The organism is Variovorax sp. (assembly GCF_965279555.1).
In the GTDB taxonomy this organism is placed as follows: Bacteria; Pseudomonadota; Gammaproteobacteria; order Burkholderiales; family Burkholderiaceae_C; genus Variovorax.
In genome coordinates this window covers 4,310,749-4,336,470 of the sequence record NZ_OZ257247.1, presented here as the reverse complement: position 1 = coordinate 4,336,470, position 25,722 = coordinate 4,310,749, and the positions used below count along the sequence as shown (strand labels likewise).

Sequence of the window (25,722 nt, the reverse complement as noted above, 5' to 3'; positions counted from 1 at the left end):
TTCAGCGCAGCACGCGGACGAGTTCGTCGTACACCAGCCGCACGCGCGCCGGCACTGGCGCGCGCTGTGGACGGTAAACATAGATCGGCCACGGCTCCGGCGCATCGGCCTCGAGCACCGGCACCAGCGCGCCCGATTTCAGCCAGGGCTCGGCCAGCGACCCGATCAGCTGCGCGAAGCCGAGGCCCGCGAGCACTGCCGCGCCCTCGGCATCGAAGTCGTCGGTGACGAATGCCGGCGAGCTCACCGCCAGTTGCCGGCCCTTGCTGAAGATCATCGGCCACGGCCGGCCCGACATGCGGTCGATCAGCGCGGTGAGCGGCAGGCCCGCGAGCGCGTCGATCTTCTTCGGCACGCCGGTGCGGGCGATGAGCGATGGCGCGGCCACCACGTGCAGCGCCATCTTGCCCACCGGCCGCGCCACGAAGCGTGCATCGCGCAGCGGCCCGACGCGCACGCCGATGTCGATCTGCTGGTCGACCACGTCGGCATGCTCTTCCGACACGCGCAGGTCGAGCACCAGGCCGGGGTGCGCGGCGAGCATCGGCGCCAGCGCCTGCGGAATCAGCCGGCGGCCGAAGATGCCCGGCGCCGTGACCCGCACCGTGCCCTCGTGCTGCGAGAGCGCGCGCCGGTCGGTGCGGTGGAACAGTTCGTCCACGCCGCCCACCGCCACGCGCGCACGCTCGGCGAGCTGCCGGCCGAAGTCGGTGAGTTGCACGCCGCGCGTGCTGCGGTGGAAGAGGGGCTCGCCCAACTGGTCTTCGAGTTCGCGAACCGCGCGCGTCACCACCTGCGGCGACACCGACAGGCGCACGGCCGCCTCGCGGAAGTTGGCGGCGTCGGCGGCGGCGCAGAACACGCGCAGGGCTTCGAGGCGGTTGGACATGGGCAGTTAAGTGTTCCTGTTTCAGGAATTTTTAAGTCGCCAAAGTTTCATTTACGGGAACAGGCGGATTTTCCACACTGAGGGCATCTCTTCAACACCCCAGCAAAGGAAAGCAGCCATGACATCCGTTCAAGACAACATCAAGGGCAAGGTCGCCATCGTTACCGGCGCGAGCAGCGGGCTCGGCGAATCGACCGCGCGCCACCTGGCCGCGCGCGGTGCGAAGGTGGTGCTCGCCGCCCGCCGCACCGACCGGCTCGAGAAGGTCGTCGCCGAAATCCGCGAAGCCGGCGGCGAGGCCATCGCCGTGGCTACCGACGTGGCCAGGCGCGCCGACCTCGAAAAGCTCGCCGCCGCCACGGTGGAAGCCTTCGGCCGCATCGACGTGCTGGTCAACAACGCGGGCGTGATGCCGCTGTCGCCCATCGAGAAGCTCAAGGTCGACGAGTGGGACCGCACCATCGACGTCAACATCAAGGGCGTGCTGTACGGCATTGCCGCCGTGCTGCCGCGCATGCAGGCGCAGGGCGGCGGGCACATCGTCAACATCGCGTCGATCGCCGGGCTGAAGGTGTTCACGCCCATCGGCACCGTCTACAGCGCGACCAAGCATGCGGTGCGCGCCATCTCCGAAGGGCTGCGCGTGGAAATGGGCAACAGCGGCGTGCGCGTGACCGTCGTGTCGCCCGGCGCGGTGGACTCGGAGCTGAAGTTCGGCAGTAGCGACGCCGAGAGCGCCGCCGGCGTGAAGGCGTTCTACGACGCCAACCAGATCCCGGCTGACTCGGTGGCGCGCGCGGTCGTGTATGCGGTGGAACAGCCTGCCAACGTGGACATCAATGAAGTGGTGCTGCGGCCGGTGTCGCAGGAGTTCTGAAACGCGATATGCGGGGAGGGCCCGATTGCGGCCCTCCCGCGCATCAATTAACCTTCTCTTGCTGAAGGTCTTTGGCGGACCAAAGTGCAAAGTCCCTGCAAAATAGAACGACCGTTCGTTTTTATTCGGGAATTCCACGATGTCCGCTTCAGCCGTCCCCGCCAAGCCCGCCCGTGCTGCCCAGAAGGGCCAGCAGACCAAGGCAGTCATCGTCGACGCCGCGCTGGCGCTGGCCGCGCAGATCGGGCTCGAGGGGCTGTCGATCGGCGCGGTGGCTGAAATCACCAAGATGAGCAAGTCGGGCGTCTTCGCCCACTTCGGCTCGCGCGAGGAACTGCAGATCTCGGTGGTGCGCGAATACCACGCGCGATTCGAGCAGGAAGTGTTCTTCCCCGCCCTGAAGGCGCCGCGCGGCCTGCCCCGCCTGCGCGCCATGTTCGCCAACTGGATGAAGCGCACCTCGACCGAAATCGACTCGGGCTGCATCTACATCAGCGGCGCTTCCGAATTCGACGACCGCCCGGGCCCGGTGCGCGACGCGCTGGTCGAGTCGGTCAGCATCTGGCAGGCGGCCGTGCTGCGAGCCATCGTGCAGTCGCAGAGCGAAGGCCATCTGCGCGCCGATGCCGACGAGCGCCAGGTGGCGTTCGAGATCCACGGCCTGATCCTCGCGCTGCACTACGAAGCGCGCTTCCTGCAGGTGCCCGGTTCCATCGGCCGCGCCAATGTCGGTTTCGACAACATCCTCGCGCGCGCCGCCACGCCCGATGCGCCGAAGCCCGAGGCGGCCGCCGCGCCCGCGGGCCGCCGCCTCAAGACCGTGCGCTGACCGAGGCGCGCGGCTCGTCCTTTTTTCGTTTTCCCTTTTCTTTTTCTATCTAGCTTCGACCAGGAGAGTCCCGGATGCCTATCTACAACCCGCCCGTGCGTGACATGCAGTTCGTGCTGCACGAAGTGCTCAACGTCGCCGAGGAGCTCAAGGCGCTGCCCGCCCATGCCGAGACCGATGCCGACACCATCAACGCAGTGATCGAAGAGGCCGGCAAGTTCGCCGCCGAAGTGACCTTCCCGCTCAACATCAGCGGCGACGAAGAGGGCTGCACGCTCGACAAGACCACGCACGAGGTCAAGACGCCCAAGGGCTTCAAGGACGCCTACGCCAAGTACGTCGAAGGCGGCTGGCCCGCGCTGTCGTGCGACCCGGCCTTCGGCGGCCAGGGCCTGCCCTTCGTGGTGAACCAGTGCCTGTTCGAAATGCTCAACAGCGCCAACCAGGCCTGGACCATGTACCCCGGCCTTTCGCACGGCGCCTACGAGGCACTGGCCGCGCACGGCACCGAAGAGCAGAAGAAGACCTACCTGCCCAAGCTCACGAGCGGCGAGTGGACCGGCACCATGTGCCTGACCGAACCCCATTGCGGCACCGACCTCGGCCTGCTGCGCACCAAGGCCGAACCGCAGGCCGACGGCACCTACCGCATCACCGGCAGCAAGATTTTCATCTCGGCCGGCGAGCACGACATGACGGACAACATCATTCACCTGGTGCTGGCCCGCCTGCCCGACGCGCCCAAGGGCAGCAAGGGCATCAGCCTGTTCGTGGTGCCGAAGTTCAAGGTCAAGGCCGATGGCTCGCTGGGCGAGCGCAACCCGATCTTCTGCGCCGGCCTGGAGCACAAGATGGGCATTCACGGCAACGCCACCGCGCAGATCGTGATCGAAGGCGCCACCGGCACGCTGGTGGGCGAGCCCAACAAGGGCCTGGCCGCGATGTTCGTGATGATGAACGCCGCGCGCCTGGGCGTGGGCAACCAGTCGCTGGGCCTGACCGAAGTGGCCTACCAGAACGCACTGGCCTACGCCAAGGACCGCATCCAGATGCGCTCGCTCTCCGGCGTGAAGGCCAAGGACAAGGAAGCCGACCCCATCATCGTGCACCCCGACGTGCGCAAGATGCTGCTCACCGCCAAGGCATATGCCGAAGGCGGCCGCGCGCTGCAGATCTTCTGCACGCTGCTGCTCGACAAAGAGCACAACCATCCCGACGAGAAGGTGCGCAAGGACTCGGGCGAGCTGGTCGCATTGCTGACCCCCATCGTCAAGGCCTTCATCACCGACAACGGCCACATCTCGACCAATGCCTGCATGCAGGTGTTCGGCGGCCACGGCTTCATCAAGGAATGGGGCATGGAGCAGTTCGTGCGCGACAACCGCATCAACATGATCTATGAAGGCACCAACACCATCCAGTCGCTGGACTTGCTGGGCCGCAAGGTGCTGGGCAACAACGGCGCTTCGCTCAAGAAGTTCGGCAAGCTCGTGGGCAAGCTGGTGGAAGAAGAAGGCGTGAACGAGAAGATGGCCGAGTTCATCAACCCGATCGCGGGCCTGGGCGACCAGCTCACCAAGTTCACGACCGAGATCGGCTTCAAGGGCTTCCAGAACCCCGACGAAGTGGGCGCCGCCGCGGTGGACTACCTGCGCGTGGCCGGCCACTTCGTGTTCGGCTACCTGTTCGCCCGCATGGCACAGGTCGCGTTGCGCGAGATCGCGGCCGGCAACAACGACCCGTTCTACGTCGCCAAGCTGCAGACCGCGCGCTTCTACTTCGCCAAGCTGTTCCCCGAGACCGCGACGCTGATGCGCACAGCGCGCGCCGGCAGCAAGGTGCTGATGGACACCGACGCGGCACTGGCCTGAGCGGTAGTACCGTCTCGTCTTTCCTCAACTCCCAGGAACCGCCGATCATGAAGACAACACTCGCAGCCCTCTTGTTCGCAGCCACCGCCGCTTCGGCCATGGCACAGAGCACGCCGGTGGGGCTGTGGCGCAACGTGGACGACAAGACGGGCGAGGTCAAGGCCGAGATCAGCATCGCCGAGACCGGCGCCGGCCTGTCCGGGCGCATCGAGAAAGCGCTGGGCAAGGACGCCAAGCCCGGCGCGGTCTGCAGCGAATGCAGCGATGACCGCAAGGACAAGCCCATGGTCGGCCTCGACATCATCCGCGGCGGCAAGAAGGCCGAGGGCAAGGACGTCTGGGAAGGCGGAAAGATCCTCGACCCCGAGAACGGCAAGGAATACCGCGCGAGCTTCACGCCCATAGAGGGCGGCAAGAAGCTCGAAGTGCGCGGCTACCTTGGGCCCTTCTGGCGTACCCAAACCTGGAATCGCGTTCCTTGACCCACCCCCGTAGCTGCTCACTTCGTGTAGCAGCCTCCCCCTCAAGGGGGCAACACCAGCGGCCCGGCAAAGCCGGTTCCGCGGTGTTCCCCGAACAGAATCAAAACTTCGAAGCGCAGTTATGTCCCGATTTCAAGTGAAGAAGGTCGCCGTGCTCGGCGCCGGCGTGATGGGCGCGCAGATTGCGGCCCACCTCGTCAACGTGCGCGTGCCCGTCGTGCTGTTCGACCTGGCCGCGAAGGACGCGACCGGAGCTGTCGCTCAAGGTGCGGCGAAGAACGGCATCGTCACGCGCGCCATCGACAACCTCAAGAAGCTCAAGCCCGCGCCGCTCGGCGACGTGGCCGACGCCGTGCTGATCGAGCAGGCCAACTACGATGACGACCTGGCCAGGCTCGGCGAGTGCGACCTCGTCATCGAAGCCATTGCCGAGCGCATGGACTGGAAGCTCGATCTGTACAAGAAGATCGCGCCTCACGTCGCAAAGCATTCGATCCTGGCCTCGAACACCTCGGGCCTGTCGATCACCAAGCTCAGCGAAGCGCTGCCAGAAGCACTGAAGCCGCGCTTCTGCGGCATCCACTTCTTCAACCCGCCGCGCTACATGTTCCTGGTGGAGCTGATCAACACGCCCACCACGCAGCCGCAGGTGCTCGACGACCTGGAAGCCTTCGTCACCAGCACGCTGGGCAAGGGCGTGGTGCGCGCGCACGACACGCCCAACTTCATCGCCAACCGCGTCGGCATCGCCGGCATGCTGGCCACGCTGAAGGAAGTCGAGAAGTTCGGCCTCACGCCCGACGTGGTGGACGACCTCACCGGCAAGAAGCTGGGCCGCGCCAGCTCGGGCACCTTCCGCACCGCCGACGTGGTGGGACTGGACACGATGGCTCACGTCGTGAAGACGCTGCAGGACAACCTGAACGCAGAGGCCGATCCGTTCTACGCCAACTTCGCGACGCCGCCGGTGCTCGCCAAGCTGCTCGAGCTGGGCAACCTGGGCCAGAAGACAAAGGCCGGCTTCTTCAAGAAGGTCGGCCGCGACATCCTGCGCTTCGACCTGAAGAGCGGCGAGTACGTGCCCGCCGGCGCCAAGGCCGACGAGGTGTACGGCCGCATGCTCAAGAAGCCCGCGGGCGAGCGCCTGAAGCTGCTGCGCGAGAGCGAAGGCCCGCAGGGCCAGTTCCTCTGGGCCATCCTGCGCGACGGCTTCCACTACGCCGCCGTGCACCTGGGCGACATCGCCGAGAGCGCGCGCGACATCGACTTCGCCATGCGCTGGGGCTTCGGCATGAAGCAGGGCCCGTTCGAGCTGTGGCAGGAAGCCGGCTGGGCGCAGGTTGCCAAGTGGGTGCAGGAAGACATCGACGCCGGCAAGGCGCTGAGCAGCGCACCGCTGCCCAAGTGGGTGTTCGAAGGCCCGGTGGCCGAGGCCGGCGGCGTGCATACGCCCGAAGGCTCCTGGAGCGCATCGCAGAACAAGTTCGTGCCGCAGCGCAGGCTGCCGGTGCATGACCGCCAGCTGTTCCCCGAGAGCGTGCTCGGCGCTAACGCCGCCGATGCCAACACGGCCGGCACCACGATCAGCGACGAAGGCGACGTGCGCGTGTGGACGCTGGATAAGGAAGGGTTCGAAGGAGTGCTCATCGCCAGCATCCATTCGAAGATGCACGCCATCAGCCCCGACGTGGCCGAGGCGCTGGGCGCCGCGGTGGAGCTGGCCGAGGCCGAATACAAGGGCCTGGTGATCTGGTCGCCCGACGAGGTGTTCTCGGTCGGCGCCGACCTGCAGGCGATGCTGCCGGCCTTCGTGGTCGCCGGCATCGGCGCGGTCGAAGGCGCCGAAGAAGAACTGCAGAACGTGATGCTCAAGATCCGCTATGCCAACGTGCCGGTGATCTCCGCCGTGCGCGGCATGGCACTGGGCGGCGGCTGCGAGCTGGCCATTCATTCGGCCAGGCGCGTGGCGGCGATGGAGAGCTACATCGGCCTGGTCGAAGTGGGCGTGGGGCTGATCCCCGGTGCCGGCGGCCTGACCTACATCGCACGCCGTGCTGCGGAGAACGCCGCGGCTTCCACGGGCACCGACTTGCTGCCGTTCCTGACCGAGGGCTTCACTGCCGCCGCGATGGCGAAGGTGGGCACCGGTGCGCTCGATTCGAAGAAGCTGGGCTACCTGCTCGACAGCGACGTGATCGTGCCGAACAAGGACGAGCTGCTGTACGTGGCGCTGCAGCAGGCCAAGGCCATGGCCGACGCCGGCTACCGCCCGCCGCTGCGCCGCAGCTTCCGCGTGGCGGGCCGCAGCGGCGCTGCGACCATCAAGGGCCAGCTGGTGAACATGCGCGACGGCGGCTTCATCAGCGCGCACGACTTCCACATTGCCAGCCTGATCGCGAATGTGGTGACCGGCGGCGACGTGGACGCGGGCTCGCTCGTGACCGAGGAATACCTGATGGCGCTGGAACGCAAGGCGTTCTGCTCGCTGATCGTGCATCCGAAGACGCAGGAGCGGATCATGGGGATGCTGAGCACGGGCAAGCCGGTAAGGAACTGATTTCCACATTCCTCCTTCCCCTTCCGGGGGAAGGCCGGGATGGGGGCTCTCCAACCAAGCACGATGCGAAACCAGTCCACTCCCAATGCCCGAGCGAATGCACAAGTGCTTCGCCGGGAGATGACGGATTCCGAGCGCAAGCTCTGGGGTGGACTGCGCTCGGAGCAACTGGGCGTGAAGTTCCGGCGCCAGCATCCGCTGGGCAACTACATCGCGGACTTCGCTTGTCTGGCCCCGAAGTTGATCGTCGAACTCGACGGCTCCCAACATCAGGCCCAGCAGGTCTATGACGCGAGACGCGACGCCTTTTTTCGCGAACAAGGCTTCGATGTATTGCGCTTCGCATCGAATGAACCGTTCATCAATTTCGATGGGGTGCGCCAGGCCATCGCCAACCGACTTGTCGAGTTGACGCCGCCGGCCCCCATCCCAGCCTTCCCCCGGAGGGGGAAGGAGCAAGAAAATTCAGGAGCTTCCTCATGAGCAGCAAACAAGTCCAAGACGCCTACATCGTCTCCGCCACCCGCACCCCCATCGGCAAGTCGCACCGCGGCTATTTCCGCAACTACCGCCCCGACGACCTGCTGGCCACCACGCTGCGTGCCGCGTTGGCCGCCGTGCCCAGCCTCGACCCCAAGGCCATCGAAGACATCATCTGCGGCTGCGCCATTCCCGAATCGCAGCAGGGCCTGAACGTCGCGCGCATCGGCGCGGTGCTGGCGGGCCTGCCGACCAGCGTCGGCGGCATCACCGTCAACCGCTTCTGCGCATCGGGCCTGTCGGCCGTGCAGATGGCGGCCGACCGCATCCGCGTCGGCGAGGCCGACGTGATGATCGCGGCCGGCGTCGAGAGCATGAGCATGGTGCCGATGATGGGCAACTCGCCCTCGCTGTCGCCTTCGATCTTCGAGCCCGCATTCGACGTACAGGGCGACGTGGGCATCGCCTACGGCATGGGCCTCACCGCCGAGAAGGTCGCGCAGCAGTGGAAGGTGAGCCGCGAGGCGCAGGACGAGTTCGCGCTCGCCTCGCACCAGAAGGCGCTGGCCGCGCAGAAGGCCGGCAAGTTCGCCGACGAGATCACGCCCATCGAAGTGACCGACCGCACGCCCAACCTGGAGACCGGCAAGTCGATCGCGAAGACGCGGACCGTCAACCTCGACGAAGGCGCCCGCCCCGACACCAGCATCGAAGGCCTCGCCAAGCTGCGCGCCGTGTTCGCCGCGCGCGGCACGGTCACGGCCGGCAACAGCTCGCAGACCTCGGACGGCGCGGGCGCGCTGATCCTGGCGAGCGAAAAGGCCGTGAAGCAGTACGGCCTCACGCCGCTCGCGCGTTTCGTGAGCTTTGCCAGCAAGGGCGTGCCGCCGCACATCATGGGCATCGGCCCCATCGAGGCTATTCCGGCCGCGCTGCGCTATGCGGGCCTGAAGCACGAGGACATCGACTGGTTCGAGCTCAATGAAGCCTTTGCCGCGCAGTCGCTCGCAGTCATCAACACGCTGGGGCTCGATCCGTCGAAGGTCAACCCGATGGGCGGCGCGATTGCGCTGGGCCACCCGCTCGGTGCAACGGGCGCGATCCGTTCGGCCACGGTAGTACATGCGCTGCGCCGCGAGAACCTGAAGTACGGCATGGTCACGATGTGCGTGGGCATGGGGCAGGGCGCCGCAGGAATCTTCGAAAGGGTCTGAGCATGACCCCCTGGCTGAACCGCGCCGCAGCCAGGGGCGTCCCGCACACGACTGCGTGAGCGCACCCACCGGAGGCACACTGCCGATCATGACGACGAGCACGCACCCCTTCGACAAAGCCCTGACGATCCACCACAGCGACATCCGCGTGGGGCACTTCACCGGCACGACCAGCCCCGACTACTGGAACATGGTCGGGCCCTTCGGCGGCACCACGGCGGCCCTGGTGCTGCAGTCGGTGATGCAGCACCCCGACGTGCTCGGTACGCCCATCGCGCTCACCGTCAACTACGCGGCCGCGCTCGAAGCCGGCGCGTTCGACATCCAGGCCACGGCCGTGCGCACCAACCGCTCGACACAGCACTGGACCGTGCAGATCACGCAGTCCGGCCCCGGCGGCACGCCCAACATGACGACCACCGCCACCGTGGTGACGGCCGCGCGCCGCGACACCTGGGGCGAGGGCGACATGCCGATGCCCGAGGCGCCGAGGCCCGAGACTGTCGACCGCATGAGCATCGGCCCGTCGGGCGTGGCCTGGATCAACCAGTACGAGATGCGCCCTTTCAGCGGCGGCATCCCCTCGAAGTGGGACGGCAGCCTGCATCACAGCGAAACCCGCATCTGGCTGCGCGACGCACAACCGCGCCCGCTGGACTTTGCCTCGCTCGCAGCGATGAGCGACATGTTCTATCCGCGCGTGTGGCTGCGCCGTGCGAAGCACGTGCCGGCGGGCACCGTGTCGATCACCACCTACTTCCACGCCGGCCCGGCGCAACTGGCCGAGGTGGGCACGGGCTACCTGCTTGGCCGCGCAGCGGGCCAGCAGTTCTTCAACGGTTTCTTCGACCAGACCGCGCATCTGTGGAGCGAGAAGGGCGTGCTGCTGGCCACCTCGAACCAGATCGTCTACTACAAGGAATGAACATGACCGCTCCGCAGAAAGCCGCACTCATCGTCGGCGCCGGCGACGCCACCGGCGGTGCCATCGCACGCCGCTTCGCGCGCGAAGGCTTCGCCACCTGCGTCACGCGCCGCAGCCTCGACAAACTGCAGCCGCTGGTCGCGCAGATCGAGGCCGACGGCGGCCGCGCCCATGCCTTTGCCTGCGATGCGCGCAAGGAGGAAGAAGTGGTCGCGCTCGTCGAGCAGATCGAATCGACCGTCGGGCCGATCGAGGTGATGGTGTTCAACATCGGCGCCAACGTGCCCGAGAGCATCCTCGACGAGACCGCGCGCAAGTACTTCAAGGTGTGGGAGATGGCCTGCTTCTCGGGCTTCCTGAACGGGCGCGAAGTGGCGAAGCGGATGGTGGCGCGCAATATGCCCGAGGGAGGCCATCGCGGCACGATCATCTTCACCGGAGCGACGGCCTCGCTGCGCGGCGCGGCGAACTTCGGCGCGTTCTCGGGCGCCAAGATGGCGTTGCGCGCGCTGGCCCAGTCTATGGCGCGCGAACTCGGCCCGCAGGGCATTCACGTGGCGCACGTGGTGGTCGACGGCGCCATCGACACCGAGTTCATCCGCAGCAATTTTCCCGAGCGCTATGCGCTGAAGGAAAGCGACGGCATCCTGAACCCCGACCACATTGCCGACAGCTACTGGATGCTCCATTCGCAGCCGCGCGATGCGTGGACGCACGAGCTTGATCTGCGTCCGTGGTCGGAGAAGTTCTGAAAATGAAGCGTTGCCGTTCGGGGCTTGCTAACGCCGACGCAGGACATTCGCGGAGGGGAGTACCCGGTGCCCTGTGCACTCACCCCGAACAGCAGCCCCTGAAGCACAAGCAAAGGAGACACCCATGAAAAAGTCCGTCGACTTCTATTTCGACTTCGGCAGCCCCGCCGCCTACCTGGCCGCGACGCAGCTGCCGCACATCTGCGCCGACACCGGTGCCGAGCTGGTGTGGAAACCCATGCTGCTCGGTGGCGTGTTCCAGGCCACCGGCAACCATTCGCCGGCCGAGATCAAGCCCAAGGGTCCGTACATGACGACCGACCTGAAGCGCTTCGCCAGGCGCTACGACGTGCCATTCGCGCATAACCCGCACTTCCCGATCAACACGCTGCTGCTGATGCGCGGCGCCACCGGCATCCAGATGAAGGAGCCGGCGCGCTTCGGCGCCTACGTCGATGCGGTCTTCCATGCTATGTGGGTCGAGCCGAAGAACCTCAACGACCCGGCAACCGTCGGCGCCGTCTTGCAAAATGCGGGCTTCGACGCCGCGGGCCTGCTCGCGCTGGCCGGTGCGCAGGAAACCAAGGACCGCCTGAAGGCCGTCACTCAGGAAGCGGTGGAACGCGGCGTTTTCGGCGCACCCACCATGTTCGTCGGCGACGAAATGTTCTGGGGCCAGGACCGGCTCGATTTCGTACGCGAAGCACTTGCCGCCGCCTGAGGGCGGCACCACCCGTTCCATTCAAGGATTTTTTATGAGCGACATCCTCGTCCACACCGAAGCCGGTGTGATGACCATTACCTTCAACCGCGTCGACAAGAAGAACTCGATCACCAGCAGCATGTATGCCGAACTGGCCGACGCGCTGGCCACCGCTGAGAGCGAAGCCACCGTGCGCTGCGTGCTGATCCAGGGCGACCCGACGATCTTCAGCGCCGGCAACGACATCGGCGACTTCCTCAACGGCCCGCCGTCGACGCAGGAGTCGCCGGTGTTCCGCTTCCTGCGCGGCATCGCCACCTTCCCCAAGCCCATCGTCGCCTCGGTTTGCGGCCCGGCCGTGGGCATCGGCACCACGATGCTGTTCCATTGCGACCTGGTCTACGCAGGCGACAACGCGGCTTTCTCGATGCCCTTCGTGAACCTGGGCCTGTGCCCCGAGGCGGCGTCGAGCCTGCTGGTGCCGCAGATGCTGGGCTACCACCGCGCCGCCGAGGCGCTGCTGCTGGGCGAACCCTTCATGGCCGAGGCCGCGCTCGAAGTGGGCCTGGTCAACCGGGTGGTGCCGCCGACCGAGGCCAACGGCATCGCGCAGATGCAGGCCCGCAAGCTCGCGGCCAAGCCGCTGAGCGCGCTGATCGAGACCAAGCGCCTGCTGAAGAAGGGCCAGATGCCCGCCGTGCTCGAGCGCATGGGCGAGGAGGGCGCGAGCTTCGGGCGCATGCTGCGCGAGCCGGCGGCGCGCGAGGCCTTCGGTGCCTTCATGGAGAAGCGCAAGCCTGATTTCTCGAAGGTCTGACCTGCTTTCCGGGCTTGCGCGCTTACACTGTCCGGCGTGCAAATTCCATGGGTCAGAACTCTCGCAACGCCCGGCCAGCGGGCGAATGTTGCTACTGAAAAAGTAGCATTCCAGCCGGTGCGCCGGCGTACTTTGGGTTTGCTTGCGGGCTCACTGGCTGCGCCCGCGCTGGTCCTGGCGCGGGTGCGGCCGCTGCGCATCGGCGTCGTCGGCTCGTGGTCCGGGCCCTATGCGGGCGGCGGGCGCCAGTTCGATGCGGGCATGGCCGTCTGGCTGGCTGCGCACAACCATCACATCGCGGGCCGGCCTGTCGAGCTGCTGCGGCGCGACGTGCCCGGCAGCGCGCCCGACCAGGCGCGGCGCCACGCGCAGGACCTCGTGGAAAGCGAACAGGTCGACCTGCTGAGCGGGCTCGACTTCAGTTCCAACGCCTACGCCGTGGGCGCTGTCGCCACGCAGGCCAGGGTGCCCCTCGTCGTGATGAACGCCGCGTCCTCGGGCATCACGTCGCGCTGCCCGTTCGCGGTGCGGGTGTCGTTCACCATCGCCCAAGTCACGCTGCCGCTGGCGCGATGGGCGCTCCAGCAGGGGCTGCGCGACGTCTGCACGGTGGTGGCCGACTACGCCTCGGGCGTCGATGCCGAGAGCGCCTTCGTCTCGGGCTTCACCGCGGGCGGCGGGCGGGTCGGCGCGATGCTGCGGGTGCCGCTGGCCACGCTCGACTACTCGGCCTACATGCTGCGGCTGCGCGAGCTCAAGCCGCAGGCGGTGTTCTTCTTCCTGCCCTCGGGGAAGATGCCGGCCGGCTTTCTCAAGTTCTGGCGCGACCGCGGCATGGCCGACACCGGCATCCGCCTGCTGGCCACGGGCGATGCCACCGACGACCACTACCTCGAAGGCATCGGGGAGCTGGCCGATGGCCTGGTCACCAGCCATCACTATTCGTTCGCGCACGAGTCGCCGGCCAACCGCCGCTTCACGGGCGTCTTCGAGACGGAGTACGGCAGCCACCTGCGGCCGGGCTATTTCGCCGTGGCGGCCCACGATGCGCTCGCGGCCGTGGATGCGGCAATGAGCTCGCCCGCCGCGCGCGGCAATGCGGGCGGGGAGCGGCTGGTGGATGCTTTTCGCGGCCTCAGGCTGGACAGCCCGCGCGGGCCGGTCGAGATCGATGCCCATACGCGGGACATCGTGCAGACCGTGTACATCCGCCGGGTGGAGCGCCGCGACGGGCGCTGGATCAATCGCGAGTTCGAGCGCTTCGAGCGGGTGCGCGGCCCGGGCGTGTGAGCCTGCCCGATCAGGGCTGTTGTTCGATGGGGCGCGGGCGGCCGTTGTCGTCGATGGCCACGTAGGTGAAGGTCGCCTGCGTCACCTTGATGTACTCGCCCTGCGCCCGGAAGCGCTCGGCAAACACCTCGACCGTCACCGTGACCGACGTGCGCCCGATGCGCACCAGCTTGGAATAGAACGAGAGGATGTCGCCCAGCCGCACCGGCTGCTTGAAGATGAATTCGTTCACCGCCACCGTGGCCTGGCGGCCCTTGGCGTAGCGCGCGGGGATCACCGAGCCGGCCAGGTCGCACTGCGCCATGACCCAGCCGCCGAAGATGTCGCCGTTGGCATTGCAGTCGGCCGGCATCGGAATGACCTTGAGCACCAGCTCCATGTCGGTGGGCAGGCTCTTGAGGATGGCGGCAGCGGCAGCGCTGGAAGTATCTGACATGGGCACAATCTGGAACAAACAAGCAACCACGATTGTCTCCCATGCGCCGCAGCGGCGAAGCCCTTCCCCCCTCCCACCCCGTCTCCGGCCACCCGCCGGAGCGCAGCGACCGTTCCGACTGGGCGACGCTGCGCCGCCTGTTTCCCTACCTCTGGCAGTACAAGTGGCGGGTGGCCGCCGCGCTGGCCTTCATGGTGGGTGCCAAGGTGGCCAACGTCGGCGTGCCGGTGCTGCTGAAGAACCTGGTCGACACGATGACGCCCAAGCCCGACATGGCCCAGGCGCTGCTCATCGTGCCCATCGGGCTGCTGCTGGCCTACGGGCTGCTGCGCTTCTCGACCTCGCTGTTCGGCGAACTGCGCGAGCTGATCTTCGCCAAGGCCACCGAGGGCACGGCCCGGCAGATCGCGCTGGAGGTGTTCCGCCACCTGCATGCGCTGAGCCTGCGCTTTCACCTGGAGCGCCAGACCGGTGGCATGACGCGCGACATCGAGCGCGGCACGCGCGGCGTGCATTCGCTCATCTCGATGTCGCTCTACAGCATCGTGCCGACCATCATCGAGCTGGTGCTGGTGCTCACCATCCTGGGCGTGAAGTTCGATTCGCTGTTCGTCTGGATCACGGCGGCGGCGCTGGTGCTGTACATCGCCTTCACCGTGACGGTGACCGAGTGGCGCACGCAGTTCCGCAAGACCATGAACGAGCTCGACTCCGTGGCGCAGAGCCGCGCGGTCGATTCGCTGCTGAACTACGAAACCGTCAAGTACTTCAACAACGAAGACTTCGAGGCCGGCCGCTACGACGCCAGCCTCGACCGCTACCGCAAGGCCGCCATCAAGAGCCAGCGCACGCTGAGCATGCTCAACACCGGGCAGCAACTGCTGATTGCAGTGAGCCTGGTGCTGATGCTGTGGCGCGCCACCTCGGGCGTGGTCGAAGGGCGCATGACGCTGGGCGACCTGGTGATGGTCAACGCCTTCATGATCCAGCTCTACATTCCGCTGAACTTCCTGGGCGTGATCTACCGCGAGATCAAGCAGAGCCTGACCGACCTCGACAAGATGTTCGTGCTGATGGAAAAGGAGCGCGAAGTGCGCGACGCGCCCGGTGCGCAGCCGCTGGCCGGCGCCGACGCCACCGTGCGCTTCGAGGACGTGAGCTTTGCCTACGAGCCCGCGCGCCCCATCCTCAAGCACGTGAGCTTCGAGATCCCGGCCGGCAAGACGGTGGCGGTGGTCGGGCCTTCGGGTTCGGGCAAGTCCACGCTCGCGCGGCTGCTGTACCGCTTCTACGACGTGCAGCAGGGGCGCATCACCATCGACGGGGAAGACATCCGCGAAGTGACGCAGTCGAGCGTGCGCCGCGCCATCGGCATCGTGCCGCAGGACACGGTGCTGTTCAACGACACGGTCGAATACAACATTGCCTACGGCCGCCCGGGGGCGAGCCGCGCAGAAGTGGAAGCCGCCGCGCGCGCCGCGCGCATCCACGACTTCATCGTGGCCACGCCCAAGGGCTATGACACCACCGTGGGCGAGCGCGGCCTCAAGCTCTCCGGCGGCGAGAAGCAGCGCGTGGCCATTGCGCGCACGCTGCTGAAGAACCCGCCGATCGTGATCTTCGACGAGGCCACCTCGGCGCTCGATTCGGCCAACGAGCGCGCCATCCAGTCGGAACTCAAGAGCGCCGCGCAGGACAAGACCACGCTGGTCATCGCGCACCGCCTGTCGACGGTGGTCGATGCGCACGAGATCCTGGTGCTGGAGTCGGGCGTGATCGTCGAGCGCGGCACGCATGCCGAGCTGCTCGCGAAGCAGGGCCGCTACGCACAGATGTGGGCTTTGCAGAAGAGCGAAGCAACGCCGCTGATGTAGCGCGATCATCCATTTCTTTTTATCGATCTCAGGAGTTCAGACGTGTCGACCAAGATTCCCCTGCTGGTGCTCAACAGCCTCTCGAGCGCCCACCAGGCCCAGATCGGCGAGGTCTACGACGTGACCTACGCCTTCGGCGCGGCCCAGCGCGCGGCCGCCATCGCCGAGCACGGCAGGAAATTCCGCGCGGTGCTGACCATCGGCGTCATCGGCATCACGCCCGAGGAAATCGCGGCAATGCCGGCGGTGGAACTGATCTGCTGCCTGGGCGCGGGCTACGAAGGCGTGCCGCTCGAGGTGACGCGTGCGCGCGGCATCGTGACTGCCAACGGCGCCGGCACCAACGACGACTGCGTGGCCGACCACGCCTTCGGCCTGCTGATCAGCATCGTGCGCGAGTTCCGCAAGCTCGACCGGCTGTGCCGCGAAGGCGTGTGGCGCGAAGCCATTCCGCAGCCGCCGAACGTGTCGGGCAAGAAGCTGGGCATCCTTGGGCTGGGCACCATCGGGCAGAAGATCGCCAGGCGCGCTGCAGCCTTCGACATGGAGGTCGGCTATCACAACCGCAAGCCACGCGAAGGCGCGACACAGCGCTACTTCGGCGACCTGAAGTCGCTGGCGGCATGGGCAGACTTCCTGGTGCTGGCCGCGCCGGGCGGCCCGGCAACGAAGCACCTGGTCAACGCCGAAGTGCTCGACGCGCTGGGGCCGCAGGGCTACCTGGTGAGCATCGGCCGCGGCAGCGTGGTCGACACCGACGCGCTTGCCGCCGCGCTGCGCGAGAACCGCATTGCCGGAGCCGGCCTCGATGTGTACGAGAGCGAGCCGAAGCGGCCGGAGCAGCTGGTCGGCCTGGACAACGTGCTGCTGACGCCGCACATGGCCGGATGGTCGCCCGAGGCGACGCAGAAGTCGGTCGATCATTTCCTTGCGAATGCCGAAGGGCACTTCGCGGGGCGCGGCGTTCTTACGCCCGTCTGATGTCTTGCTCCTTCCCCCTCTGGGGGAAGGTTGGGATGGGGGCGGGCAGGGCGCTCGCAATGAGCGCGGCTTGCCCCCACCCCCGCCCTCCCCCAGAGGGGGAGGGAGTCAAGCCAATACCGGCGGGCGGTGTGCGCCCCAGCCGCAGGCCAGGTCATAGGCACGCCCCAGCCGCAGCACGTCGAGATCCGAATGGATCGGCCCGGCGAGCTGAATGCCCATCGGCAAGCCACCTTCCCCGAAGCCCGCTCGCACATTCAGCGTCGGCAGCCCCGCCAGCGTGAACGGCGTGACGATCTCCATCCACCGGTGGTACGTGTCGCTCTTCACGCCGCCCACCTCGGCCGGCCAGTGCAGCTCGGCATCGAAGGGAAACACCTGCGCCGTCGGCGCCAGCACGAAATCGAAGCGCTCGAACAGCTTGAGAAACGCGCGGTACACGTTCGAGCGGTAATTCGAGGCCTGGTACAGCGAGGCCGCGTCCAGGTGCCGGCTCTGCTCTATTTCCCATTGCGCCTCGGGCTTGAGCTGCGCGAACAGCTTCGGGTCGCTCAGGTAGGCGCCCAGCTTGCCGCCCACCAGCAGTTGCCGCAGCCGCAGCCAGGCACTCCAGTTGTGCTCGCGCGGCACGTCGAGCGTGCAGGGCTCGACTTCGCAGCCGATGTCGCGGAAGGTGCCGAGCGCCTTTTCGCCGAGCTCGCGCACGCCGGGCGCCAGCGGCAGGTCGGGCCAGATGCTGCCCAGCCAGCCGACGCGCAGCCCCTTGCCGTCGCCGTCGAGCTGCAGCGCGTCGGGCGAGGGCAGGGCGTGCGGCGACGACAGCGGCACCCGGCCGTCGAAGCCCGACTGCACCGCCAGCAGGCGCGCCGCGTCTTCCACGCTGCGCGCCATCGGGCCTTCGATGCCCAGTTGCTGGAAGAACAGCTCCTGCTCGGGGTCGCCGGGCACGCGTCCGCGCGACGGCCGCATGCCGATCACGTTGTTGAACGCGGCCGGGTTGCGCAGCGAGCCCATCATGTCGCTGCCGTCCGCCACGGGCACCATGCCCAGGGCCAGCGCCACGGCCGCGCCGCCGCTGCTGCCGCCCGCGCTGCGCTCAGGTGCATAGGCGTTGCGCGTGATGCCGAACACGGGGTTGTAGGTGTGCGAGCCGAGCCCGAACTCGGGCGTGTTGGTCTTGCCGATGACGATGGCGCCGGCTGCCCTGGCGCGGGCCACGTGCAGGCTGTCGGTGCGCGCCGGCGAGCGCGGCGACAGCGGTGAGCCCATCGAGGTCGGCAGCCCGGCGGCATGGCTCAGGTCTTTCACCGCGAGCGGAAAGCCGTGCATCCAGCCGCGCCGTTCGCCGCGCGCCAGCTCGGCATCGCGCTCGTCGGCCTCTGCCAGCGACTGCGCCGGATCGCGCAGCGACACGATGGCGTTGAAGCGCGGATTCAGCGCCTCGATGCGCGCCAGCGAGGCGGCCATCACCTCGCGGCAGGACACGTCGCGCGCGGCGATGCGGCGGGAGAGTTCGGTGGCGCTGAGTTCGAGCAGGTCGGCTGGAGGCATGGCGAGTGCGGGAAAAGGAGGGGGCGCCCAGTATGGCGCGGCGCTCGCATAATCGCCGCGTATGGAAACAAAGTGGCTCGAAGACTTCATCAGCCTTGCGGAAACGCGCAGCTTCAGCCGTTCGGCCCAGTTGAGGCATGTAACCCAGCCGGCGTTCTCGCGCCGCATCCAGGCGCTCGAAGGCTGGGCCGGCACCGATCTGGTCGACCGCAGCTCGTACCCGACGCGCCTCACGCCCGCGGGGCAGACGCTCTACAGCCAGGCCATCGAGATGCTGCAGTCATTGCAGAGCACGCGCGCCATGCTGCGCGGCCACTCGGCCGCCGGGCAGGACGTGATCGAGTTCGCGGTGCCGCACACGCTGGCCTTCACCTTCTTCCCGGCCTGGGTCACGTCGCTGCGCGAGCACTTCGGCCCCATGAAGAGCCGGCTGATCGCGCTCAACGTGCATGACGCGGTGCTGCGGCTGGTAGAGGGCAGCTGCGACCTGCTGATCGCCTACCACCACCCGTCGCAGCCGCTGCAGCTCGACGCCAACAAGTACGAGATGGTCAGCCTGGGCGAGGAAACCGTCGCCCCCTGGGTCAAGGCCGACGCCGACGGCGCGCCGCGCTACCGGCTGCCGGGCCGCCCGGGCCAGCCGCTGCCGTACCTGGGCTATGCGCCGGGCGCCTACCTGGGGCGCGTCGTCGACCAGCTGCTGAAGGAGTCGGGCACGGCCATCCACCTCGACCGCGTCTATGAAACCGACATGGCCGAGGGCCTGAAGGTGATGGCGCTGGAGGGCCACGGCATCGCCTTCCTGCCGCAGAGCGCGGTGCGCAAGGAGATCAAGGCGCGCAAGCTGGTGAGCGCGCTGCCGCCCGAGATCGACAGCCTGGAGGCGACGATGGAAATCCGTGCCTACCGCGAGCGGCCGGGCGCGCCGGCGCCGGTCAAGGGCGCTTCCGGCCGCGCCGCCAAGTCGTCGTCGCTCGACAGCATGCAGCCCAAGGGCACGGCGGACGCGCTGTGGTCTTACCTGGTCGGCACCCAGCCGCCGCGCTGACGGTGTTTTTGTGCACCGCACAATCTATAAATGACGCGCATGACCGTCCCCGCAAACGGCATTGGCACGGCGGGGCCCGGGCCACTACAGTCGCGGCAGTTTTTTAACGCCGCTGTCACAAGCAAGCTTTCCGGCACGCGCCACCCGCGTGCTTTTTTTTAGCCGAGGAACCTGTATGAGCGCCAATTTCAGGACCGAACACGACTTCCTCGGCGAGAAGCAGATTCCCGCCGCCGCCTACTGGGGCGTGCACACGGCGAGGGCGGTCGAGAACTTCGCCATCTCCGGCACCCGCATCTCGGCCATGCCCGACCTGGTGCGCGCGCTGGCCTACGTGAAGAAGGCTGCCACCCGCGCCAATGCCGACCTCGGCGCCATCGACCGCGACCGCGCCGCCGCCATCATCCTGGCCTGCGAGGACATCATCGACGGCAAGCTGCTCGACGAGTTCGTGGTCGACGTCATCCAGGGCGGCGCGGGCACCTCGACCAACATGAACGCCAACGAGGTCATCTGCAACCTCGCGCTGGAAAAGCTGGGCCACGAGAAGGCGCGCTACGACGTGCTGCACCCGAACGACCACGTCAACGCCTCGCAGAGCACCAACGACGTGTACCCCACGGCCGTGCGGCTGGCGCTGTGGTTCGCCATCGGCAGGCTGCTGGAGTCGATGGCTTCGCTGCGCCGCGCCTTCGAGGCCAAGGCGCTCGAATTCAAGGACATCCTCAAGATCGGCCGCACCCAGCTGCAGGACGCGGTGCCCATGACGCTGGGCCAGGAGTTCCTCACCTACGCCATCATGATCGGGGAAGACGAGGAGCGGCTCGGCGAGGCGCGCGCCCTCATCGAGGAAATCAACCTCGGCGCCACCGCCATCGGCACCGGCATCAACGCGCCGCACGGCTATGCCAACCTCGCATGCCAGTACCTCGCCGAGCAGACCGGCGTGCCGCTCAAGCAGGCCGCCAACCTCATCGAAGCCACGCAGGACACGGGCGCCTTCGTGCAGCTGTCGGGCGTGCTCAAGCGCGTGGCCACCAAGCTCAGCAAGACCTGCAACGACCTGCGCCTGCTCTCCAGCGGCCCGCAGGCCGGCTTCGGCGAGATCCGGCTGCCGGCGCGGCAGGCGGGCTCGTCGATCATGCCGGGCAAGGTCAACCCGGTGATCCCGGAAGTGATGAACCAGGTGGCCTTCGAGGTCATCGGCAACGACATCACGGTCACCATGGCCTCCGAAGCGGGCCAGCTGCAGCTCAACGCCTTCGAGCCGATCATGGGCTGGAGCCTTTTCAAGAGCATCCAGCACCTGAGCCGGGCCTGCAACACCCTGCAGAAGAACTGCGTCGAGGGCATCGAGGCCAACCGGGAGTTCCTTGCCAAGCGGGTGCGCGAGTCGGTCACGCTGGTCACGGCGCTCAATCCGCTCATCGGCTACGAGAAGGCCGCGCTCATCGCCAAGACCGCGCTCGCCACCGGCGGGCCGATCGACCTGGTGGCCGAGTCGCTGGGCATCATGACCCGCGCCGAAATGGAGGCGCTGCTCGTGCCGGAGAATCTGACACAACCTGTAAGATTGTCAGCACCTGTTTCCCCCGCGGCCGTGCCGACGGGCACGGAGGCTGCTAATCACTTGCCTCCGGCGCCATGACGGGTCTCATGCACCAGACGGGCGCCCGCTCCTGGGCGAAAGCACTGAGTTCAGTGCGCAGTGCACCGGGGTGGTTACCAATGCGCCCAACAACAGTGTGTGTCTAGAATTTCGATGTATTTCTTTCTGTTCAATTTCCCAAGGAGTTTTCTGATGAAAAAGCAATTGCTCGCGCTGGCCGTGACGGCGTTCGTGGCCACCGGCGCGTTCGCGCAGGCCACCGATACCCTCGCCAAGATCAAGGAGCGCGGTGCAGTGAACCTGGGTGTTCGCGATTCTTCCGGCCTGGCCTACACGCTGGGCGGCGGCAAGTACGTCGGCTTCCACACCGAAATGGCCGAGAACATCATCAAGGACTTGAGCAAGGACCTCGGCAAGCCGCTGACCGTCAACTACCAGGTGATCACCTCGCAGAACCGCGTGCCGCTGGTGCAGAACGGCACCATCGACTTCGAGTGCGGCTCCACCACCAACAACACGGCCCGCCAGAAGGACGTCGACTTCGCCTACACCACTTACGTGGAAGAAGTGCGCATCCTCACCAAGGCCAACTCCGGCATCAACGGCATCGCCGACCTGAAGGGCAAGGTCGTGGCGACCACCACCGGCACTACCTCGGTCCAGACGCTGCGCAAGAACAAGCGCGCCGAAGGCGTCGACTTCAAGGAAGTCATGGGCAAGGACCACGCCGACAGCTTCCTTCTGCTCGAGTCGGGCCGCGCCGATGCCTTCGTGATGGACGGTTCCATCCTGGCTGCCAACGCCGCCAAGTCGAAGAACCCCAAGGACTTCAAGATCGTCGGCGAAGTGCTGTCGGTCGAGCCCATCGCCTGCATGCTGCCCAAGGGTGACGCCAAGCTGAAGAAGGCCGTCGACGACAGCATCGTGCGCCAGATCAAGGACGGTTCGCTGGCCAAGCTGTACGACAAGTGGTTCACCCAGCCGATCCCGCCGAACAACGTCAACCTGAACATGCCGGTGTCGGAAGGTACCAAGGCCGCCTGGGCCAATCCGAACGACAAGCCCATGGAAGCCTACGCTCCCAAGTAAAGCGGCGTCAGACCTGAAAAGCCAAGCCCGCGCGGCCCCCTGCCGACGCGGGCTTTTCGATGTAATGGGCGCGGGCCCTGACCCGCGAAGGAGGATGGATGCTGAACCTGGACATGTCGGTTTTTTGCCAGGACACGCTTACCAATGAAGTGGTCGCAAGCTGCTTCGCTCGCGGAGCGGACCAGACCTATCTGCAATGGATGCTGAATGCATGGGGCTGGACCGTGGGCGTGTCGCTCTCTGCCCTGTTCGTGGCGCTGGTCGTGGGTTCGACCATCGGCACGTTGCGCACACTGCCGGACAGCCCCTGGCTGGTTCGGCTGGGTAACGCATGGGTGGAGCTGTTCCGCAACATCCCGTTGCTGGTCCAGGTATTCATCTGGTACTTCGTGCTGCCGAAGATCATCCCGCCCATGCGCGATCTGCCGCCTTTTGTGCTGGTGGTCTGCGCGCTGGGCTTCTTCACATCGGCGCGGATCGCCGAGCAGTTGCGCTCGGGCATTCAGGCGCTTCCGCGCGGCCAGCGCTACGCGGGCATGGCCGTGGGCTTCACGACGCCTCAGTACTACCGCTTCGTGCTGCTGCCCATGGCGTACCGGATCATCATGCCGCCGCTGACCAGCGAGTCCATGAACATCTTCAAGAACTCGTCGGTGGCCTTCGCGGTGTCTATCCCGGAACTCACGCAGTTCTACCTGCAGGCCGGTGAAGAGACTTCGGCCCAGATCCCGATCTACATCGGCGTGATCGCTCTCTATGTGGTCAGCGCCATGCTGGTGAACCGCATCCTGACTTTCATCGAGCGCAGGGTGCGCGTGCCGGGCTTCGTCGCCGCCGGCGGCACGGGAGGCCACTGACATGATGAATCTCGACTTTTCCTTCTACAACTGGAGCCTGATCAGCACCTATGTGCTGAAGGGCTTCTACTTCAGCGTCATCCTGACGGTCGTGGCCACGCTGGGCGGCATCTTCTTCGGCACCATACTTGCGCTCATGCGCCTGTCGGGCAAGAAGTGGCTGGACTTTCCCGCGGCGACCTACGTCAACGGCATGCGCTCCGTGCCGCTGGTGATGGTGATCCTGGGCTTCTTCCTGCTGGTGCCGTTCATCATCGGCCGGCCCATCGGGGCGGAAACCTCGGCCGTCATCACCTTCGTCTGCTTCGAGGCCGCCTACTTTTCCGAAATCATGCGCGCCGGCATCCAGTCGATCCCGCGCGGGCAGGTCTCCGCCGGCATGGCCGTGGGCATGACCTACGGCCAGAACATGAAGCTGGTCATCCTGCCCCAGGCTTTCCGGAACATGCTGCCGGTGCTGCTCACGCAGACCATCATCCTGTTCCAGGATACGTCGCTGGTCTACGCCATCGGCGCCTACGACATGCTCAAGGGCTTCGAGACGGCAGGCAAGAACTTCGGCCGTCCGGAAGAGGCCTACCTGCTGGCCGCCGTCGTCTATTTCGTCCTGTGTTACGCCTTGTCCTGGCTTGTGAAGCGCCTGCACAAGAAAATCGCGATCATCCGCTGACCGAGTGACTGAACCGGAGAGAAAGAAATGTCCGAAAAAATGATCGAAATCAAGAACGTATCCAAGTGGTACGGCCCGGTGCAGGTGCTCAACGACTGCTCCGTCAACATCTCCAAGGGCGACGTGGTCGTGGTCTGCGGTCCCTCGGGGTCCGGCAAGTCCACGCTCATCAAGACCGTGAACGCGCTGGAGCCCTTCCAGAAGGGCGAGATCACCGTCAACGGCATTCCGCTGCACGACCCCAAGACCAACCTGCCCAAGCTGCGCTCCAAGGTCGGCATGGTGTTCCAGCACTTCGAGCTGTTCCCGCACCTGTCGGTGACCGAGAACCTCACGATCGCGCAGATCAAGGTGCTGGGCCGCTCGGCCGACGAGGCCAAGACCCGCGGCCTGAAGATGCTCGACCGCGTGGGCTTGATGGCGCACAAGGACAAGTTCCCGGGCCAGTTGTCCGGCGGCCAGCAGCAGCGCGTGGCCATCGCCCGCGCGCTGTCGATGGACCCGATCGTGATGCTGTTCGACGAACCCACCTCGGCCCTCGACCCCGAAATGGTCGGCGAAGTGCTCGACGTGATGGTGGCCCTGGCCAAGGAAGGCATGACCATGATGGTGGTCACGCACGAAATGGCCTTCGCCCGCAAGGTGGCGAGCCGCGTGATCTTCATCGACGTGGGTGGCCGCATCCTGGAAGACTGCCCGAAGGACGAGTTCTTCAACCACCCCGAGAACCGCCAGCCGCGCACCAAGGACTTCCTCGACAAGATCCTGCAGCACTGACCGGCGCTGCCGCCGGTGCTGACCAGAAGGGCCACGCTGCACGCAGCGTGGCCCTTTTTTCATGGGCGTGGTGCGGCCTCCGGACGGCTCACGGCAGCCGCGCGATGTGTTCCGTCAGCAGGTCGAAGAAACCCTGCGCGTCGCCGTCGATGATCCAGTTCACGTTGGCCGGCCGCCGCAGGCTGCCATGCCAGTCGGCCACCGTCTGTCCGAAGCCCATGCCCTCGCGGCTGTCGATCTCCACGTGGATGCGCCGGCCCGTGAAGAGCGAAGGTTGCAGCAGGTAGGCCGTGACCGTGGCGTCGTGCACCGGACCGCCGGGCATGTCGTAGTGCTTCATTTCCTGCGGCGCATAGGCGTCGAGGATGTCCGCGACGATCGCGCCGGCCCGGTTGCCCAGCGTGCGCAGCCGCGCGATGCGCTCTTCGCTCGTGAGGATCTTGTGCGTCACGTCCAGCGGCAGCATGGTGATGGGTACGCCGCTCGCGAGCACCGCCTCGGCCGCGTGCGGGTCGGCGAACACGTTGAACTCGGCCGTCGGCGTGATGTTGCCGCCGTTGAAATGCGCGCCGGCCATCAGCACCAGTTCGCGCAAGCCGCGCACGATGTCGGGTGCCTGTTCGAGCGCCAGCGCAAGGTTGGTCTGCGGGCCGAGCATTGCCAGCGTCACGCTTTTCTCCGGCGCGGCGCGCAAGGTGCGGATGAGGTAGTCGACCGCGTTGCCTTCCGCGAGCGGTGCCGCAGGCTCGTAAACGGCCACGCCCGTGAGGCCTTCGCGCCCATGGATGTTGGCCGCGTAAATGGGCGTGCGCTTCAGCGGCCGCTGCGCGCCCGCGTAGACCGCAATGTCCGGCCGCCCGGCCCATTCGCATGCCAGGCGCGCATTGCGGGATGTCTTGGCCAGCGGCACGTTGCCGGCCACGGTGGTCAGCGCCCGGATGTCCAGCCGCTCCGGCGCGGCCATCGCGAAGAGCAGCGCGATCACGTCGTCGGCGCCGGGGTCCGTGTCGATGATGAGCGTGTGAGGCGCGGTGTGTGCGGTGTGTGCAGTGTGTGCAGTGTCTGCTGGATTCGGCGGCGGCATGGGAAGGGCTCCTGGCGGGCGCGTACGGCGCGCCCCTGCGGCGCCAGTCTGCCAGAGCGC

General features: G+C 66.7%; 24 protein-coding genes. 20 read left to right on the top strand and 4 right to left on the bottom strand.

Annotated elements, in window-relative coordinates:
- Nucleotide 1: 1 nt before the first annotated feature.
- Nucleotides 2–889 carry a LysR family transcriptional regulator gene (locus ACQY8B_RS20390; protein WP_422088366.1) on the bottom strand — a complete coding sequence of 296 codons (888 nt, stop codon included), beginning with the start codon at nt 887–889 and terminating at the stop codon, nt 2–4.
- 118 nt (nt 890–1,007) lie between these two features.
- Here ACQY8B_RS20390 and ACQY8B_RS20385 point away from each other — a divergent pair, with 118 nt between their 5' ends.
- The 12 genes from ACQY8B_RS20385 to ACQY8B_RS20330 all read left to right on the top strand — a co-directional run bounded on the left by ACQY8B_RS20385 (nt 1,008) and on the right by ACQY8B_RS20330 (nt 13,686).
- Nucleotides 1,008–1,766: an SDR family oxidoreductase gene (locus ACQY8B_RS20385; RefSeq protein ID WP_422088365.1), complete on the top strand. Its 759-nt coding sequence runs from the start codon at nt 1,008–1,010 to the stop codon at nt 1,764–1,766.
- 139 nt (nt 1,767–1,905) lie between these two features.
- Nucleotides 1,906–2,595, top strand: coding sequence for a TetR/AcrR family transcriptional regulator (locus ACQY8B_RS20380; RefSeq protein WP_422088364.1), 690 nt, complete (start codon nt 1,906–1,908; stop codon nt 2,593–2,595).
- 74 nt (nt 2,596–2,669) lie between these two features.
- Entirely contained in the window at nt 2,670–4,466 is a 1,797-nt protein-coding gene (locus ACQY8B_RS20375) for an acyl-CoA dehydrogenase C-terminal domain-containing protein (protein WP_422088363.1), read from the top strand.
- A gap of 47 nt (nt 4,467–4,513) precedes the next feature.
- Nucleotides 4,514–4,948, top strand: coding sequence for a DUF2147 domain-containing protein (locus tag ACQY8B_RS20370; protein ID WP_422088362.1), 435 nt, complete (start codon nt 4,514–4,516; stop codon nt 4,946–4,948).
- Between the two features lie 121 nt (nt 4,949–5,069).
- Nucleotides 5,070–7,505: a 3-hydroxyacyl-CoA dehydrogenase/enoyl-CoA hydratase family protein gene (locus tag ACQY8B_RS20365; protein WP_422088361.1), complete on the top strand. Its 2,436-nt coding sequence runs from the start codon at nt 5,070–5,072 to the stop codon at nt 7,503–7,505.
- 63 nt (nt 7,506–7,568) lie between these two features.
- Complete coding sequence (locus ACQY8B_RS20360) at nt 7,569–7,988, top strand: endonuclease domain-containing protein (protein ID WP_106937567.1); 420 nt, start codon at nt 7,569–7,571, stop codon at nt 7,986–7,988.
- Nucleotides 7,985–9,199: an acetyl-CoA C-acyltransferase gene (locus ACQY8B_RS20355; protein WP_422088360.1), complete on the top strand. Its 1,215-nt coding sequence runs from the start codon at nt 7,985–7,987 to the stop codon at nt 9,197–9,199. Before ACQY8B_RS20360 ends, ACQY8B_RS20355 begins: the two co-directional genes overlap by 4 nt.
- An 88-nt stretch (nt 9,200–9,287) precedes the next feature.
- On the top strand, nt 9,288–10,124 hold the full coding sequence (locus ACQY8B_RS20350; protein WP_422088359.1) for an acyl-CoA thioesterase: 837 nt from the start codon (nt 9,288–9,290) through the stop codon (nt 10,122–10,124).
- A gap of 2 nt (nt 10,125–10,126) precedes the next feature.
- Nucleotides 10,127–10,876: an SDR family oxidoreductase gene (locus ACQY8B_RS20345; protein ID WP_422088358.1), complete on the top strand. Its 750-nt coding sequence runs from the start codon at nt 10,127–10,129 to the stop codon at nt 10,874–10,876.
- A 124-nt stretch (nt 10,877–11,000) separates the two neighbouring features.
- Entirely contained in the window at nt 11,001–11,597 is a 597-nt protein-coding gene (locus ACQY8B_RS20340; protein WP_081268375.1) for a 2-hydroxychromene-2-carboxylate isomerase, read from the top strand.
- Between the two features lie 34 nt (nt 11,598–11,631).
- Complete coding sequence (locus ACQY8B_RS20335; RefSeq protein WP_422088357.1) at nt 11,632–12,396, top strand: enoyl-CoA hydratase; 765 nt, start codon at nt 11,632–11,634, stop codon at nt 12,394–12,396.
- A gap of 132 nt (nt 12,397–12,528) precedes the next feature.
- On the top strand, nt 12,529–13,686 hold the full coding sequence (locus ACQY8B_RS20330; protein WP_422089084.1) for an ABC transporter substrate-binding protein: 1,158 nt from the start codon (nt 12,529–12,531) through the stop codon (nt 13,684–13,686).
- A 10-nt stretch (nt 13,687–13,696) separates the two neighbouring features.
- On the opposite strand, the gene ACQY8B_RS20325 is transcribed toward ACQY8B_RS20330, so the two are convergent.
- Nucleotides 13,697–14,122, bottom strand: a complete 426-nt coding sequence (locus ACQY8B_RS20325; protein ID WP_093057333.1) for an acyl-CoA thioesterase — start codon at nt 14,120–14,122, stop codon at nt 13,697–13,699.
- Between the two features lie 41 nt (nt 14,123–14,163).
- Here ACQY8B_RS20325 and ACQY8B_RS20320 point away from each other — a divergent pair, with 41 nt between their 5' ends.
- Together ACQY8B_RS20320 and ACQY8B_RS20315 are read left to right on the top strand one after the other, a co-directional pair.
- Nucleotides 14,164–15,996, top strand: a complete 1,833-nt coding sequence (locus ACQY8B_RS20320) for an ABCB family ABC transporter ATP-binding protein/permease (protein WP_422088356.1) — start codon at nt 14,164–14,166, stop codon at nt 15,994–15,996.
- Nucleotides 15,997–16,038: 42 nt separating this feature from the next.
- Nucleotides 16,039–16,977 (top strand): 2-hydroxyacid dehydrogenase, encoded by a 939-nt coding sequence (locus ACQY8B_RS20315; RefSeq protein ID WP_422088355.1) that lies wholly within the window; start codon nt 16,039–16,041, stop codon nt 16,975–16,977.
- A gap of 108 nt (nt 16,978–17,085) precedes the next feature.
- Here ACQY8B_RS20315 and ACQY8B_RS20310 read toward each other — a convergent pair whose 3' ends face one another.
- Nucleotides 17,086–18,528 carry an amidase gene (locus ACQY8B_RS20310; RefSeq protein WP_422088354.1) on the bottom strand — a complete coding sequence of 481 codons (1,443 nt, stop codon included), beginning with the start codon at nt 18,526–18,528 and terminating at the stop codon, nt 17,086–17,088.
- 61 nt (nt 18,529–18,589) lie between these two features.
- Here ACQY8B_RS20310 and ACQY8B_RS20305 point away from each other — a divergent pair, with 61 nt between their 5' ends.
- From ACQY8B_RS20305 to ACQY8B_RS20280, 6 genes are all read left to right on the top strand, one after another.
- Nucleotides 18,590–19,576: a LysR substrate-binding domain-containing protein gene (locus ACQY8B_RS20305; RefSeq protein ID WP_422088353.1), complete on the top strand. Its 987-nt coding sequence runs from the start codon at nt 18,590–18,592 to the stop codon at nt 19,574–19,576.
- A 175-nt stretch (nt 19,577–19,751) separates the two neighbouring features.
- On the top strand, nt 19,752–21,224 hold the full coding sequence (locus tag ACQY8B_RS20300) for an aspartate ammonia-lyase (RefSeq protein ID WP_422088352.1): 1,473 nt from the start codon (nt 19,752–19,754) through the stop codon (nt 21,222–21,224).
- Nucleotides 21,225–21,377: 153 nt separating this feature from the next.
- Nucleotides 21,378–22,274 carry a transporter substrate-binding domain-containing protein gene (locus tag ACQY8B_RS20295; RefSeq protein WP_422088351.1) on the top strand — a complete coding sequence of 299 codons (897 nt, stop codon included), beginning with the start codon at nt 21,378–21,380 and terminating at the stop codon, nt 22,272–22,274.
- 98 nt (nt 22,275–22,372) lie between these two features.
- Nucleotides 22,373–23,131, top strand: coding sequence for an amino acid ABC transporter permease (locus tag ACQY8B_RS20290; protein ID WP_422088350.1), 759 nt, complete (start codon nt 22,373–22,375; stop codon nt 23,129–23,131).
- A gap of 1 nt (nt 23,132) precedes the next feature.
- Nucleotides 23,133–23,801: an amino acid ABC transporter permease gene (locus ACQY8B_RS20285; RefSeq protein ID WP_422088349.1), complete on the top strand. Its 669-nt coding sequence runs from the start codon at nt 23,133–23,135 to the stop codon at nt 23,799–23,801.
- A 39-nt stretch (nt 23,802–23,840) separates the two neighbouring features.
- On the top strand, nt 23,841–24,578 hold the full coding sequence (locus ACQY8B_RS20280; RefSeq protein WP_422089083.1) for an amino acid ABC transporter ATP-binding protein: 738 nt from the start codon (nt 23,841–23,843) through the stop codon (nt 24,576–24,578).
- An 88-nt stretch (nt 24,579–24,666) separates the two neighbouring features.
- Here the strand turns inward: ACQY8B_RS20280 and ACQY8B_RS20275 are convergent, their stop codons facing one another.
- Nucleotides 24,667–25,662, bottom strand: a complete 996-nt coding sequence (locus ACQY8B_RS20275; protein WP_422088348.1) for a nucleoside hydrolase — start codon at nt 25,660–25,662, stop codon at nt 24,667–24,669.
- Nucleotides 25,663–25,722 lie beyond the last annotated feature (60 nt).